The sequence below is a fragment of the Anaerobutyricum hallii DSM 3353 genome (genome assembly GCF_000173975.1).
Lineage (GTDB): Bacteria > Bacillota > Clostridia > Lachnospirales > Lachnospiraceae > Anaerobutyricum > Anaerobutyricum hallii.
In genome coordinates this window covers 1-14,581 of the sequence record NZ_ACEP01000033.1, presented here as the reverse complement: position 1 = coordinate 14,581, position 14,581 = coordinate 1, and the positions used below count along the sequence as shown (strand labels likewise).

At 37.5% G+C, this 14,581-nt stretch carries 13 protein-coding genes and 1 tRNA gene; 10 read left to right on the top strand and 4 right to left on the bottom strand.

Going from position 1 to position 14,581, the window contains the following annotated elements; genetic code table 11:
• Positions 1–28: 28 nt before the first annotated feature.
• Together EUBHAL_RS02500 and EUBHAL_RS02495 are read left to right on the top strand one after the other, a co-directional pair.
• On the top strand, positions 29–391 hold the full coding sequence (locus EUBHAL_RS02500) for a DUF1667 domain-containing protein (protein WP_022169966.1): 363 nt from the start codon (positions 29–31) through the stop codon (positions 389–391).
• 306 nt (positions 392–697) lie between these two features.
• A complete protein-coding gene (locus EUBHAL_RS02495) occupies positions 698–1,273 on the top strand; it encodes a glycerol-3-phosphate responsive antiterminator (RefSeq protein ID WP_005344485.1) in 576 nt (191 codons plus the stop codon).
• Positions 1,274–1,354: 81 nt separating this feature from the next.
• Here EUBHAL_RS02495 and EUBHAL_RS02490 read toward each other — a convergent pair.
• Together EUBHAL_RS02490 and EUBHAL_RS02485 are read right to left on the bottom strand one after the other, a co-directional pair.
• Positions 1,355–1,439, bottom strand: a tRNA-Leu gene (locus EUBHAL_RS02490).
• Between the two features lie 58 nt (positions 1,440–1,497).
• A complete protein-coding gene (locus tag EUBHAL_RS02485; protein ID WP_005344484.1) occupies positions 1,498–1,896 on the bottom strand; it encodes a helix-turn-helix domain-containing protein in 399 nt (132 codons plus the stop codon).
• Between the two features lie 135 nt (positions 1,897–2,031).
• On the opposite strand from EUBHAL_RS02485, the gene EUBHAL_RS02480 reads away from it, so the two are divergent.
• Positions 2,032–2,244, top strand: a complete 213-nt coding sequence (locus tag EUBHAL_RS02480) for a hypothetical protein (RefSeq protein WP_022169965.1) — start codon at positions 2,032–2,034, stop codon at positions 2,242–2,244.
• Positions 2,245–2,421: 177 nt separating this feature from the next.
• Here the strand turns inward: EUBHAL_RS02480 and EUBHAL_RS02475 are convergent, their stop codons facing one another.
• The gene (locus EUBHAL_RS02475) at positions 2,422–4,305 is read right to left on the bottom strand and encodes an AAA family ATPase (RefSeq protein ID WP_044921625.1); all 1,884 of its coding nucleotides are present in this window, start codon (positions 4,303–4,305) and stop codon (positions 2,422–2,424) included.
• A 304-nt stretch (positions 4,306–4,609) separates the two neighbouring features.
• Here EUBHAL_RS02475 and EUBHAL_RS02470 point away from each other — a divergent pair, with 304 nt between their 5' ends.
• The 6 genes from EUBHAL_RS02470 (at position 4,610) to EUBHAL_RS15840 (ending at position 11,611) form a co-directional block, all read left to right on the top strand.
• Positions 4,610–5,644 carry a 3-deoxy-7-phosphoheptulonate synthase gene (locus EUBHAL_RS02470; protein ID WP_005344482.1) on the top strand — a complete coding sequence of 345 codons (1,035 nt, stop codon included), beginning with the start codon at positions 4,610–4,612 and terminating at the stop codon, positions 5,642–5,644.
• A 587-nt stretch (positions 5,645–6,231) separates the two neighbouring features.
• Positions 6,232–6,906, top strand: coding sequence for a response regulator transcription factor (locus EUBHAL_RS02465; protein WP_022169963.1), 675 nt, complete (start codon positions 6,232–6,234; stop codon positions 6,904–6,906).
• Between the two features lie 120 nt (positions 6,907–7,026).
• Positions 7,027–8,169, top strand: coding sequence for an N-acetylmuramoyl-L-alanine amidase family protein (locus EUBHAL_RS14645; RefSeq protein WP_049940619.1), 1,143 nt, complete (start codon positions 7,027–7,029; stop codon positions 8,167–8,169).
• Positions 8,170–8,382: 213 nt separating this feature from the next.
• Entirely contained in the window at positions 8,383–10,545 is a 2,163-nt protein-coding gene (nrdD, locus tag EUBHAL_RS02455; protein WP_005344478.1) for an anaerobic ribonucleoside-triphosphate reductase, read from the top strand.
• A gap of 377 nt (positions 10,546–10,922) precedes the next feature.
• Positions 10,923–11,447 (top strand): anaerobic ribonucleoside-triphosphate reductase activating protein, encoded by a 525-nt coding sequence (nrdG, locus tag EUBHAL_RS02450; protein ID WP_005344476.1) that lies wholly within the window; start codon positions 10,923–10,925, stop codon positions 11,445–11,447.
• Entirely contained in the window at positions 11,432–11,611 is a 180-nt protein-coding gene (locus tag EUBHAL_RS15840; RefSeq protein WP_005344474.1) for a hypothetical protein, read from the top strand. The genes nrdG and EUBHAL_RS15840 overlap by 16 nt, the downstream gene beginning before the upstream one ends.
• Positions 11,612–11,698: 87 nt before the next feature.
• On the opposite strand, the gene EUBHAL_RS02440 is transcribed toward EUBHAL_RS15840, so the two are convergent.
• Entirely contained in the window at positions 11,699–12,406 is a 708-nt protein-coding gene (locus EUBHAL_RS02440; RefSeq protein WP_044921622.1) for an ABC-2 transporter permease, read from the bottom strand.
• 510 nt (positions 12,407–12,916) lie between these two features.
• On the opposite strand from EUBHAL_RS02440, the gene gltX reads away from it, so the two are divergent.
• Positions 12,917–14,368, top strand: coding sequence for a glutamate--tRNA ligase (gene gltX / locus EUBHAL_RS02435; protein WP_005344470.1), 1,452 nt, complete (start codon positions 12,917–12,919; stop codon positions 14,366–14,368).
• Positions 14,369–14,581: the final 213 nt, after the last annotated feature.

Sequence of the window (14,581 nt, the reverse complement as noted above, 5' to 3'; positions counted from 1 at the left end):
TACATAATTACAGAAGGAGGCTACTGTAATGAAAGAAGTAACAATGTGCTGCACAACCTGTCCTTCCGGCTGTGCATTAAAAGTAATGATTGACAACAACGAAGTAGTAAGCGTAGAAGGAAATAACTGCCCACGAGGAGAAAAATTTGCCCACAAGGAATGGATAAATCCAGAACGTATGCTGACAAGTACTGTATATGCAGTAATTAACGGCAAAGAACTGCTCATCCCTGTAAAATCCAAAGAACCGATTCCACGAAAGATTATGACAGAGGCTATGAAAGAGATTCAGGAAATTGAAGTGAATGCTCCAGTGAAGATGGGGGATGTCATTAAGGAAAACCTCGCAGGAAGCGGAGTAGAATTAGTCGCCTGTAAGACGGTGAAATAGGAATTTGCCGCAGGCAAAAGAGACGCCCCCGAAGAGAGTCTAACCCCTATATTTGTGACTTTAGTCGCGGCGGTTTGAATGCTCGCTTTAAACGCTCGCATCCAAACCTTGCTCCGAGGCTACAAATATAGGGGTTAGACTCTCTTCGGGGGCTGTGCTTTGGCTGGGAGGGAATTGCTATTTATTGTTGGAGTGATTTGATTCTCAGACTTCGTCTGTCTATTCACCCCGGCAAATTACTATTTAATTTATCTGGGGAATATATTATAATGAAAACAGTAATTTGCAAAGGAAAATGTAATTATTATGGAGAATGAGAAAAATACAAGTAATTTTAAAATTATTCCATCTGTAAAAGAGGTAAAATACTTAAAAAAAGCGATACAATCCGATAATCTCTGTATACAGCTTACAGGTGTTCATATTGGAAATTTGCAGCAGCTTAGTCACATATGTCATCAGGCTGGAAAGACGGTTATTGTAAATCATGAATTGGTAGATGGACTGGGAAAAGACAGGATTGCTTTTCAAATGCTCAAAAAGCTTTATCATGTGGATGGAATTATTGGATCGAGTATTACGAAATTACATATGATGAAGGGATTAAATGTCAAGGTGATTTATCGAATTACGCTGATGGATTCCATTTCTGTAGATAATGCCCTGAAGACGATCAATGAGGTGAAATTCGATGCTATTGAGTTACGTCCGTATTATCATGCTATAGAATTTCTTCCTACATTTAAAAAAGTATGGGACGGAGAATATTATGTAGCTGGGTTTGTTAATACAGAAGAAAAATTAAAGAAATGTAAAGAGGCCGGTTTTAGTGGGGCGATGACTAGTACAGTGGAATTATGGAATAAGAAGTTTGAAAAATAAGAATTAGAGCATTTTTCAGACACGCTCCAGATAAAAAATAAAGGGTTTGGAGATGTTCCAAACCCTTTACTATTTTTGTAATGCGGATAACAAGACTTGAACTTGCATGAGCGTAATGCTCACTAGAACCTGAATCTAGCGCGTCTGCCAATTCCGCCATATCCGCTTACGAATATTAATTTTACCATAAATAGAATATGAATGCAAGAACTTTTTTCTGTGAATCAGACTTCTGGATTGGATTTCTTAGGTTTTCTTTTTCTGCGCGTCCTTGTTACTGGTGCTGGCAGGTCGAGTAATTTGTGTACTGCTGGCTGCATTTCTTTGTGTTCACGATATGATTTTATGAGAGAGATTTCCGAGACAGACAGTGGGTCTTGAAGGAAAGAGGTCTCAGCATCTCTGTATCCAAAGGCGGTAAGGACATCATCTATCTGGTAATATTCGCATAAGAGCATGAGGATATCTGCGCGAGGCTGGTTAGAACCATTTTCCCATGCGTAAATAGTTTTTTCAGAGACATCATAATCATGTTCTCTTAAAAAAGCTATGATATCGTCAATGCTTTTGTGATTGACATTTCTATAGTATCTTAATGATCGTGCAATATTGTCATTTCTCATTGCGGCCTCCGCTTGTTGTGGAAATTCTATTTAAACTAGAAAAAATATTAAAAATTTCTTGTTTAAATAGAATTGCTATGCTATAATGTGTTTAGTTTCTAAGAGTAAAAGGCTCTTATTAAGGATGGTTGCTTTATGATAAATTTACAAAAGATAATAGATTATTTAGAGCAGCATAATATATCCGAAGAAACATTTATGATCTCTACTGGACTTTCTAAGTCCTCTTTAATAAAGGCTAAGGGCTCACTCTCCGCGGATGATTATTTAACAATCTGCAGTACACTAGGGGTGAGTCCGTGGTTTTTTTATGAAAGAGAATTGACTGAAGGCAGTTCTGATTCATAATTATTATTTTTATTTTTGAACATAATATTTAATCTTAATTACACAGTCCCAATTTATTTATTATTTTCTGTTAGTCTGCCTATTTGGCAGTTTTTTATTACAGGTATGCAGACGTAGTTTATGAAGTTGCTATAGTTTCTATTCTATATGAAGTTTTTCAGAAATACCATAAAAATCTTACAATGCACAGGTAAAGTTTGTTCGGATTTCTTTTCTTAAGCGATTACTATGGTGTACAGCCTGTTCGATATATTCACAAGACAAAGCAGTTTTTCCAGAGAGCGCAGCATAGGAAAAGGCCATCTCTAAAAGTGTGAGAGGAAGTTCGGGACGCTTTGCAGGCTGGTCATCTGGCTGATTTTCAGGCATGGATATAGAGATTAAAGTGCGCAGAATTCGTTCCGTTGTATTAGCAGAGAAAGTATTTTTTACCTTTGTTTCATATTCTATAGAAGGAATACTTCCACTAAGGATAGATAAAGTTAATTCTTCATCAGGTTCTTCAATAGAAATTGGATAAAAACGGCGGGTAAGTGCTTTGTCAGGAAGAAGAAAACGAGTGTATTCTTCTCGTGTCGTTGCGCCAATAATTTTAATATCTCCTCTGTCAATATAGGGTTTCAGCATATTTGAAATGTCATTATTAGAGCTTTCTGTGGAGCCCGCTCCAACAATTGTATGAATTTCATCGATAAATAAAATGACATCAGGGTGTGCCTCTAATTCGCCAGCAAGCTTTTTGATACGGTCTTCCATTTCGCCAACATATTTTGTGCCACTCAAAAGAGAAGTCGTAGTCAATTTAAATATTTTTTTATTTTTTAACAAATCAGGGACAGTGCCGCGCTGAAGACGATAGGCCAGCCCTTCTACGACGGACGTTTTTCCGACACCAGCTTCTCCAATTAATAAAGGAGATTTTTTAGGAGAAATCAAAATTAATTCTAAATCTGAAATCTCCTGATCGCGACCAATTGCCGGATTAGCATGATAAAGGCGTGTGGTCATGTTGTAGGCAAAAGTATTTAAAAACTCGCTGTCCACATAAGCATTTTCTATATTTGACAGAATTGCAGAATCTATGGAGGCAGAGGTTCCTGCAGATGTGACAGATGCGTTGCTTGTTGCATTTTTCAGTAAATTATCAGAAGTAGTTCCGGCGTGTTTATAAAAATATAAAGTCCTGCTGGAAAGATACTCAGAAAAAGAAGAAAAATCTTTTGATGCTCTGTTTTTTAAGAAGAGTTCCTCCCATTCAAAAAATGTCATTAAAAGAGAGGGAGTATTCCATTCCTTGTTACTTGTATTTTTAGGTAAAGAATGTACGGCATTGTTATTTTCAAAAAGATTAATAAAAGATGCCAGCCAGTATTCTTTTTCATCACCAAAAAGAGCCAGGGTATTTATCAAAATATCAGAAAGAAGATTTTCTTTGATATAAGAATATTTTTTATAAACTGGTGCGTGCTCAATAATTTTTCTTATAATAGACTGTTTTTTTTCGGAAGATTTGATTAGTACAGAGTAAAAAGACTTCTGAACCTTATCAAAAAGCTGTGGGTCTGTAAAACAGGACTCTAACGTCAGTAAAGTAAAAGAATACACGGAATAGTACGGTGTTTTTAAAGACTCAAGAAGGCTTGTTGTATAAGAAAGCCATACAGTCTTATCAAAATTTCCGTGGGACTCTAACTGTTCTTTTAGCTGAATGCAATCTGAAAAATATTGGTCAAATGTAGACTTTTCTTCAGGAAAGGAAACATTGAACCTTTCTTTTACGAGATTCTGGATATATTCTAAATACAGTTCATTATTGTGGAAAGCTTCAATGTGAGAAGGAGATAAAAATATGTATTGTATACAAGTAGTTTCCGAAGCTAAAGGCTGTCCTCCTTCTTCTATAATAGAATAAGCCTTTGCAAGGGTGTCGGCTATAGAATCTATAGAGTAAGTTTCTGTGATTGTGCTGGCCGCAGAATCCATAGTATAAGACTCTATGCTTGTGTTAGCTGCAGAATCCATAGAGTAAGCTTCTGTGATTGTGCTGGTTGTAGAATCCACAATAAATTCCTCCTGAAAATTTTTAGAATATTTTTCAAACGTGCTTTGGCGTTATTATATGATATTATTATAAAGCATCAGAAGGTAAAAGTAAAAAAAATATTGAAATCTCTCGCAAAATATATAGAGCGTGTTTGAAAAATCATTTTTGCAACACGTTCTAAAATAGTTGAAAAATATTTTTCCACACTTTAAAGCTAAAAAGTGTTGTGTGAATACATCTTTTATGTTAAGATAAGGAAGATTTATAAATACGCAATCATTTTTACAAAGAAGAAAGTAATATAAAGGAGAACAGACGATTATGGATATGGATATGAAATTTTTCAGGAAACTGCCAGTACCAAAGGAATTAAAAGAGCAGTTTCCGGCAGATGAGAGAATCGTAAAGATTAAACAGGAAAGAGATCCTGAAATCCGAAGAATTTTTGAGGGAAAGTCTGACAAGTTATTATTAATTATCGGACCTTGTTCTGCAGACAGAGAGGATGCTGTCCTTGATTATCTGACAAGATTATCAAAAGTGCAGGAGAAAGTTAAGGATAAGATTATGATTATCCCTAGAGTATACACGAATAAGCCTCGTACAACAGGCGGCGGATACAAAGGTCTTGTACATCAGCCAGACCCGGAAAAGAAGCCAGATATGCTTCAGGGTATTATTGCGGTTCGTGAACTTCATCAGAGAGCGATTCTTGAGAGTGGACTTACTTGTGCAGATGAGATGTTATATCCAGAGAATCATCGTTATGTTTCTGATTTATTATCTTATGTCGCAATCGGAGCACGTTCTGTAGAAGATCAGCAGCATCGTCTGACTGCAAGTGGTGTTGGAATCCCAGTAGGAATGAAGAATCCAACAGGTGGAGATTTATCCGTTATGATGAACTCTATTACAGCCGCACAGGGACAGCATGTATTCCTGTATCGTGGATGGGAAGTACAGTCATTAGGTAATCCATATGCACATGCATTATTAAGAGGATATGTTGACAAACATGGTAAGACATATTCTAACTATCATTACGAAGATTTAAATGAATTGTTTGAGTTATATCAGGAGAGTAGCTTAAAGAATCCAGGTGTAATTATTGACACAAACCATGCAAACTCCGGTAAACATTACCTTGAGCAGATTCGTATTGCAAAAGAAGTAATGCATAGCTGCCATCTTTCCAAAGATATCAGAGGACTTGTAAAAGGTCTCATGATTGAGAGTTACATCGAAGACGGCAATCAGCCAGTAGGCGGCGGCTGCTATGGTAAATCCATTACCGACCCTTGCCTCGGCTGGGAGAAATCCGAACGCTTAATTTACGAAATCGCTGATTTATTATAATCCCGGCGATTCCTATAATTTCTAATTATAGATCAAAATAAATATGTTCTTATAATCAAAAACAGAGGAAACGAAAAAGAAATTTTAATCTTTTATAATTCTTTTTTATTTCCTCTGTTTTTTTGATTCAAATAATCTCGTACCAACTTTATCCAGTTCCTTTCTTGAGAACTAATGATATTGATTTTTCTTATATCTCTACTATATTCCTTTATAATTTATATTTTATAATATCATTTTGAATTTCTTCTCCACCTCCCCTCCAAATGGAAAGTAACAATTTGAACAAAATTTTTACTAAGGACAGAAAATCCGAACCTTAGAGCGTGTAATAAATACGCCTTAGAGCAAGTTCCAAATGCGGACGAGCATTTGGAACGCAGTGAAACGAAGTATTTATTACACGTTCTAAGGTTCGGATTTTCGTCTGTAAAAAAACCACTTGAATTTTACTTCCATACCCTGTAAGATGGTAACAAGGGTTGTTCATAATTACTGTCTATGTTACAATAATTTTAAATAAGTCATTTTTGGGTCATGATGTTGTAATATAATTTTAACAAATAATGATGAAAGGAAGATGTCGAATGCTCACAAGCAGATTGCTGATTCTAAATCAGAAAGAAGCGGAGTGCAAAGAGATGGCAGCTTATTTCCAGGACAGTGGTTACAGCGTAATCTGGTGCACCGAATATGATGAGGCGACAGAAATTCTTTCCAGGGGAAAGAACAAACCAGATTTACTGATTTTTGATGTAGATCTACCGAAGAGACGAGAATATGAGGCACTTGAAAAGATAAGGAGTTTATCTGATATGGCAGTGCTGATGCTCTCACAGGATGATAAATTGGACAGCCAGTTATACGCTTATTCAAAAAAGATAGATGACTATATGGTGAAGCCAGCGCCGTTACCATTATTAGAGGCCCATGTAGAGGCAGTAATACGCAGGACGGCGGAAAAGAGGAATCCAGTAGAATCGGTTGGAGCCTTATCCATTGATTATGAAGGAAGAAAGATTTATCTTGCAGACAAGGTTCTCAAGGTAACTGCGAAGGAATTTGATTTACTAGAATATTTTGTAAAGCATAAAGGGATGATTCTCTCCAGAGATAAGATACTTGATTCTGTATGGGGGTTTGACTATATAGGCGGCTACCGCAGTGTAGATACTTTAGTGAAGAAGCTGAGAGCTAAGTTAACCAAAGAATATCCGTATATTAAGACGGTTTATGGAGTTGGATACTGTTTTGATGTATAAGATATTTGTAGAGGTTTTATAAAATGTTATAAGGCTCTATTGCATTGTTTTATGAAATTGTTATAGAATGGATTAAGACAAGAGGATGTGAAGTTCAGAGAGATGAGAAAGGAGAGTTTGATGAAAGCAAAGCGAGTAGTCGGTGTGCTGGCAGCATTGTTATTATGTATCTGTATGATTATGCCGGTTAATACAGATGCGGCAGCACAGGTTCGCGTGAGAACAGTAAAAGGGGTTACCAGTTCTTATACCGGACGAAAGAGTTATTGTTATGTGAATGGACAGAAGAGGAAATTAACAAAGTATCCGATTTTTAAGAAGTCCGGAGCATATATGGGACCGGTAGGAGCGATTTTAAAGAACAGTAAGTTAAAGGTGAAGGCAACAGCTAAGGGTGATAAATTAACTTTAACTTATGGTCCAAACACAGTTATTGTACGGGCAGACAGCAGAATAGCAGTAACGAATGGACAGAAAAGTACAATGGGGGCACCAGTAGTTCATGGAACATACACAGCTACAGGTAAGAGAAGATGGATTGTTCCGCTTAATAGTGTGTGTACAAGACTTGGTATTAACTACAAGCTGTCAAAGGGAAGGATTTATATTTCAGGAACGACACAGAGTAGTTCAAATAATACGACAGGCAGCACAACGACAACCACAACGAAACCGAGTACGACAAGCAGCAAAGATAAGATTAAGATTGTCATTGATGCAGGACACGGTGGATCAGATTCTGGTGCGACAGGGAATGGAATGGCAGAGAAGAACCTGACATTAGCTATTGTACTCGCTGCAAAGCGTTCTTTTGATAAGGACAGCAGATTTCAGGTATCCTATACAAGAACATCCGATACGTATCCAAGTTTGTCTCAGAGAGCTAAGCTGGCGAATAATAAGAATGCAGATATGTTTTTATGTGTACATATCAATTCAGCAAGTGCTTCTGCACATGGAACAGAGACTTTATGGAGTAAGAGCAGAAACTCTGCAACACAGAAAAAAGGCTTAACTTCCAAGACTCTTGCTAAAGCAATGCAGAGTGCAGCGGTTGCAGCTACAGGATTTACAAACAGGGGACTTGTCGACAGACCAAATCTGTATGTTTTAAAACACACAAATATGCCAGCATGTCTTATTGAATACGGATTTATCAGTAATAAAAAAGAGTCTGCCCGAATGAAGGCAAATACAAGCGCTTATGGAAAAGCACTCTATAAAGCGGTTGTCAATCTGATGAAAAAACAGGGAAAATATTAGTACAAGATTATTCATAGAGCATATTGATATTTACGGGAAAACATCATATAATGGGTATTGGCAAATCTCACAGCAAGATAATATTTTGTGTTGCTGTGAGATTTTTATGCGACTAAAACACAATATCTTGTATAAAGTATCATTGCATCATACAAAATTATGTGTTACAATGGCAATGCATGATTTTTAAAAATTTATAATTGGAGTGTTGGTATGAAGATCATTAAAAGAAGTGGAATGGAAGTTGAATTTGACCGCAGCAAGATTATCGCAGCGGTTAAGAGGGCAAACAACAGTGTCGTAGAAGGTGAAAAAGTAAGCGACGAACAGGTAGAGAAAATTGCAGAGAATGTTGAGACTATCTGTGAGGGAATGAATCGTGCGCTCAATGTAGAGGAGATTCAGGATTTAGTAGAGAATCAGATCATGAACCAGAAGGCATTCCGTCTGGCAAGTAATTATATTACTTACCGTTATAAGAGAGCGTTGGTTAGAAAGTCCAATTCTACAGATAAGCAGATTCTGAGTCTGTTAGAGTGTAATAACGAGGAAGTTATCCAGGAGAATTCTAACAAGAACCCAACGGTCAATAGTGTACAGAGGGATTATATGGCAGGAGAGGTAAGTAAGGATATTACAAGACGTTTCCTCCTTCCACAGAAGATTGTGGATGCACATGAAGCAGGAATCATTCATTTCCATGATTCTGATTACTTTGCACAGCATATGCATAACTGCTGTCTGGTAAACTTAGAAGATATGCTCCAGAACGGAACAGTAATCAGCGACGTTATGATTGAGAAGCCAAAGAGCTTTTCTACAGCATGTAACATCGCAACACAGGCAGTAGCCCAGATCGCAAGTTCCCAGTACGGTGGACAGAGTATTACACTTTCCCATCTGGTTCCATTTGTCGAAATCAGCCGTCAGAAGTATCGTCGTGACGTTCGGGCGGAGTTCGAAGTAGAAGGAATGGAACTTGATGAGCAGAAGATAAATGAAATCGCAGAAATGCGTGTAAGAAAAGAGGTTAAGCAGGGAGTTCAGGTTATTCAGTATCAGGTTATCACACTGATGACTACAAATGGACAGGCTCCTTTTGTTACCGTATTCATGTATCTTGATGAGGTAGAAGAAGGTCCTGCAAGAGATGACCTTGCAATGATTATCGAGGAAATGCTTAATCAGCGTATTCTCGGTGTTAAAAATGAAAAAGGTGTATATATCACACCCGCTTTCCCTAAGCTTATTTACGTTCTTGAGGAAGACAATATTCATGAGAACAGCAAATACTGGTATCTTACAAAGTTAGCTGCACAATGCACAGCGAAACGTATGGTTCCAGATTACATTTCCGAGAAAATCATGAAGAAGTTAAAAGACGGAAACTGCTACCCATGTATGGGATGCCGTTCTTTCTTAACGGTATATCATGATGAGAACGATAATCCAAAGTTCTACGGAAGATTTAATCAGGGTGTTGTAACACTGAACTTAGTAGATTTAGCTTGTTCTTCAGGTGGAGATATGGATAAGTTCTGGGAAATCTTTGATGAGCGTCTTGAACTTTGCCACGAGGCACTTATGTACCGCCACAACCGTTTAAAAGGTACACCATCTGACGTAGCACCTATTCTCTGGCAGAACGGTGCATTAGCACGTCTTAAAAAGGGAGAGACCATTGATGAACTTTTATATAATGGTTATTCAACAATCTCTCTTGGCTACGCAGGACTTTGTGAGTGTACAAGATATATGACAGGCAAGAGCCATACAGACCCAGAAGCAAAACCATTTGCACTCAAAGTTATGCAGCATATGAATGATGCATGTAATAAGTGGAGAGCAGAAAGTAATATTGACTTCAGTCTTTATGGTACACCACTGGAATCTACAACTTATAAGTTTGCAAGATGCCTTCAGGAGCGTTTTGGTATGATTCCAGGAGTAACAGATAAAAACTATATCACAAACAGCTATCATATCCATGTAACAGAGGAAATTGATGCATTTGATAAATTAAGCTTTGAAGCACAGTTCCAGGAACTCTCTCCAGGAGGAGCTATCAGCTATGTAGAAGTACCAAATATGCAGAATAATATCGAGGCTGTATTAGCTGTTATGAAGCATATTTACGAGAACATCATGTATGCAGAACTTAACACAAAGAGCGATTACTGCCAGTGCTGTGGTTATGAAGGAGAAATCCAGATTATAACAGACGAACACGGTAAGCTCATCTGGGAATGCCCGAACTGCGGTAATCAGGATCAGGCAAAGATGAACGTAGCAAGAAGAACTTGCGGTTATATTGGAACACAGTTCTGGAATCAGGGAAGAACCCAGGAGATTAAGGAACGTGTAATGCATTTGTAGAAAGCAGGCAGGGAGACGCGCCCAAAAGGAGAAGGTATCTTCTCCCTTTGGGCGCTGTTTTTTGCTGGAGTTGAAGTTACTATTTTGTGGTAATGTTTGTATGGGGAAATTTGAATAATTTTAAAATACCAACAAAATATAAGCTGAGATAATGAATATACTGCCAAATTATGTGTTACTAAAAAATAAAATTGTCTCAAAATATATAAAATAGTAGATTATTGATTGTAAATAGAGTGCCAATATTATAAAATGTAATTAGTAAGAACCATGTAAAATATAGAAGAAGTATTGTATATATAATACGAAAGATTGGTTTGGGTAGTTGCTAAATATAATGGGCACTCTATTTGATTTTTGAAAGAGGTGAATAGGTTATGTATTACGGTGAAATTAAGAAATGTGATATTGCAAACGGACCAGGTGTCAGAGTATCCCTTTTTGTAAGTGGATGCACCCATCATTGTAAGGGCTGTTTTAATGAGGAAACATGGAGTTTTGAGTATGGAAAGCCTTTTACAGAAGAAACAGAAGAACAGATTTTGAAATTATTGGAACCATCTTATATATCTGGACTTACAGTATTGGGCGGAGAACCTATGGAATATATGAATCAGGAAGTCCTCTTTCCATTTTTAAAAAAGGTAAAAGAACGCTTCCCAGAGAAGAGTATCTGGTGCTTTACTGGTTATGTTTATGAAAAGGACATTTTACACAGAATGATTCCAAAGTGGAAGTATACAAAGAAGATGTTAGAACAGATCGATTATCTTGTAGATGGTCCGTTTGTTATGGAAAAAAAGAATATTAGTCTTAAATTCCGCGGTTCTTCTAATCAGAGAATTATTGATGTGAAGAAGACGCTGGAAACAGGAGAAGTTGTTCTTTGGGAAGAACAGTAGAGTTTTGTGCATTGGCTGTTCCGAAAAGTCATAATCTTTTGAAAACTTCCTCAGATTTCTCAAAAACAAATTCTGAGTTTGCTTCAATAGCCAAAGACAGCCCTCTGAGAATGAAAGAATCCTTATTTGTGACCTCGGAGCAAGTGTTGGATACGAGCGAGTAGAACGAGTATTCAACACGCCGCGACTAAAGTCACAAATAAGGATTCTTTCATTCTCAGAGGGCGTCTCTTTTGCCTGTGGCAAATCACCTACCCATGTTTATGTCTGGGAACAGTTTTCTTCACCGGTTCTTTCGTAGTAAGAAACTGTACGGCAATCCCGAGCACACACAATGCCAGTGTCAGCGCTGCACTGGAGTTCAGTGAAGAAAGTGTCGTAATTCCCATATATTCCGTAACTCCCGGAAGTAGCCCGGCAGCGGAAGTTCCACATACGATTGCGGAAGTAAGTATAATGACTGGACGCATATATTTGACAGCGAGAACTCCAACGATAAGACCAGTTATTACATTCGCAAAGAACTGTACATCACCTTCAAATGGAAATAATGTTCCTGCGGCACTAAAGGCTAATGCAAAGCAGAGAATAAAAATTCCAATACGATAAATCCAAAAGGCGAGAGAGGCAATGAATGCTCCGCAAAGTATGATACAAAGGACGGAGGCAAATCCTTCTACATGCAGAATCTGGGAAGCAACTATCTGTCCGATTATAGCGCCAGCAATAAATCCGGTAATGCCCATAAAGAGCCGGGACAGTTTATAGCCGAAAAAGCATCCGATGAGAGCTAAAATGAGAGCAATTACAGAGCCAGCTATTTTGTAAGTTGTATTGGCTTCGGTGACGAGACCGACAAGTCCGTTGTTTATAAAATTACTCAGACTGTCGCTGCTTCCGGAGTCTAGTGGAAGTGTGCTTATCATGGAGCTGTAATCAATATTTAGTAGTGATAGCATAAGAGAACCTTCTTTCGTAATATATTTTTATAAATTTTTTGCAGTTGTGTACAGAAATATGTATATCTCGGTGCTGTACAAAGAGACAGTGAGTTATATAAGTTATATATAAGTAGTGTCAGATGAACCGGTATCCACTTCTAACAAAAAAGGAATGATTATTAGCAGCAGCTATCTGTTCAGAATCCGTAAATTACTGACAATGGATTAAAATAAGAGTAGCATAATAAAGAATATTCCGCAAATTATTTCATATAGAGGATTTTATAGATTTTTACGCGAAAAGATGGTATGATAATACGAGTCGATTGGAAACTATTTAAAGCTGTATATTTCCGGGTGTATAAGGGATACAGAGTTTATTGTCAGCTATACAATAGTCTCATAGAAGATGTGCAGAGTGATGGTATATATAGTTATTGCTAATACATTTTCCAGATACATTTTGGATAAGGTGGGTTTTAAATAGTTAGATTATATTTTATAGATTCAGAAAGAGAGGAATTAGAGATGGCAAAGATTAGAACAAGATTTGCACCAAGCCCTACAGGAAGAATGCATGTTGGAAATCTTCGTACTGCTTTATATACTTACTTGATTGCAAAGCATGAAGGTGGAGATTTCGTTTTAAGAATAGAAGATACAGATCAGGGACGTTACTGTGAAGAAGCACTGGGAATTATTTACCGTACTTTAGAGAAGACTGGCTTAAAGCATGATGAAGGTCCGGATAAAGACGGCGGATTTGGCCCTTATGTTCAGAGTGAGCGTGTAGCGTCCGGACTTTACATGGACTATGCAAAGCAGCTTATTGAAAAAGGTGAGGCTTACTATTGTTTCTGTGATCAGGAAAGATTAGATTCCTTAAAACAGAATGTAGGTGGTAAAGAAATCAGTGTATATGACAAGCACTGTCTGCACCTTTCCAAAGAAGAAGTAGAAGCGAACCTTGCAGCAGGTAAGCCATTTGTTATTCGTGCAAATATGCCTAATGAGGGAGAGACAACTTTCCATGATGAGATTTATGGAGACATCACGCAGCCAAATGAAGAGCTTGACGATATGATTCTTATCAAGTCAGACGGATATCCTACTTACAATTTTGCAAACGTAGTAGATGACCATCTGATGCAGATTACACACGTTGTAAGAGGTAATGAGTATCTTTCTTCTGCACCAAAATATACTCGTCTTTACAAGGCATTTGGATGGGAAGAACCAAAATATATTCACTGTCCATTAATTACGAATGAAGAGCATCAGAAGCTTTCAAAGCGTTCTGGACATTCTTCTTACGAAGATTTAATCGAGCAGGGATTTGTTCCAGAAGCTGTTGTAAACTTCGTAGCACTTCTTGGATGGAGTTCTCCAGATAACAGAGAGATTTTCTCTTTAGAAGAATTAGTAGAAGCATTTGATTACAAGCATATCAGCAAATCTCCAGCCGTATTTGATATGGTTAAGTTAAAATGGATGAACGGAGAATATTTAAAGGCAATGGACTCTGATACTTTCTACAACATGGCAGAGCCTTATATCAAGGAAGTCATCAAGAAGGATATGGACTTAAAGAAGATTGCAGCACTTGTTAAAACAAGAATCGAAGTATTCCCTGAAATTGGTGAAATGATTGATTTCTTTGAAGCAGTTCCAGAATACGATGTAGATATGTATACTAACAAGAAAAATAAGACAAATGCAGAGAAGTCTTTACCAGTATTACAGGAATTACTTCCAGTAATCGAAGCACAGGAAGATTTCACAAACGATGCATTATATCAGATGCTTCGTGGATTTGCAGATGAAAAAGGTTATAAACCAGGATTTGTTATGTGGCCAGTTCGTACCGCTGTTTCCGGAAAGCGCATGACTCCGGGCGGAGCAACAGAGATTATGGAAATTATCGGTAAGGATGAGACAGTAAGCAGAATTAAGGCTGCAATTGAGAAGTTATCTAAATAATAATTTGCGGGGATACAGACGCCGCTTTAGTAGAAGATACAGAGCTGGATTGTATGGAGTATTCTAAAGAAAAAAGAATTGTTATAAGTTAGATTTTGTTCCGTTGCACTAAACATTCCATTCTGCCCAGAAAAACAGGAACTTGGGAAAAACGAGTCCCAAGTTCCTATGGTCAGAATTCCATAGTGCAAAGTCACAAAATGCAATACTTAT

Bases quoted from the DNA above. Each gene is read 5' to 3' on its own strand.
- EUBHAL_RS02465 (WP_022169963.1), top strand. From the start codon at position 6,232: ATGCTCACAAGCAGATTGCTGATTCTAAATCAGAAAGAAGCGGAGTGC.
- gltX (WP_005344470.1), top strand. From the start codon at position 12,917: ATGGCAAAGATTAGAACAAGATTTGCACCAAGCCCTACAGGAAGAATG.
- EUBHAL_RS02500 (WP_022169966.1), top strand. From the start codon at position 29: ATGAAAGAAGTAACAATGTGCTGCACAACCTGTCCTTCCGGCTGTGCA.
- EUBHAL_RS02440 (WP_044921622.1), bottom strand. From the start codon at position 12,406: ATGCTATCACTACTAAATATTGATTACAGCTCCATGATAAGCACACTT.
- EUBHAL_RS02480 (WP_022169965.1), top strand. From the start codon at position 2,032: ATGATAAATTTACAAAAGATAATAGATTATTTAGAGCAGCATAATATA.
- EUBHAL_RS02495 (WP_005344485.1), top strand. From the start codon at position 698: ATGGAGAATGAGAAAAATACAAGTAATTTTAAAATTATTCCATCTGTA.
- EUBHAL_RS02470 (WP_005344482.1), top strand. From the start codon at position 4,610: ATGGATATGGATATGAAATTTTTCAGGAAACTGCCAGTACCAAAGGAA.
- EUBHAL_RS14645 (WP_049940619.1), top strand. From the start codon at position 7,027: ATGAAAGCAAAGCGAGTAGTCGGTGTGCTGGCAGCATTGTTATTATGT.
- EUBHAL_RS02485 (WP_005344484.1), bottom strand. From the start codon at position 1,896: ATGAGAAATGACAATATTGCACGATCATTAAGATACTATAGAAATGTC.
- nrdG (WP_005344476.1), top strand. From the start codon at position 10,923: ATGTATTACGGTGAAATTAAGAAATGTGATATTGCAAACGGACCAGGT.
- nrdD (WP_005344478.1), top strand. From the start codon at position 8,383: ATGAAGATCATTAAAAGAAGTGGAATGGAAGTTGAATTTGACCGCAGC.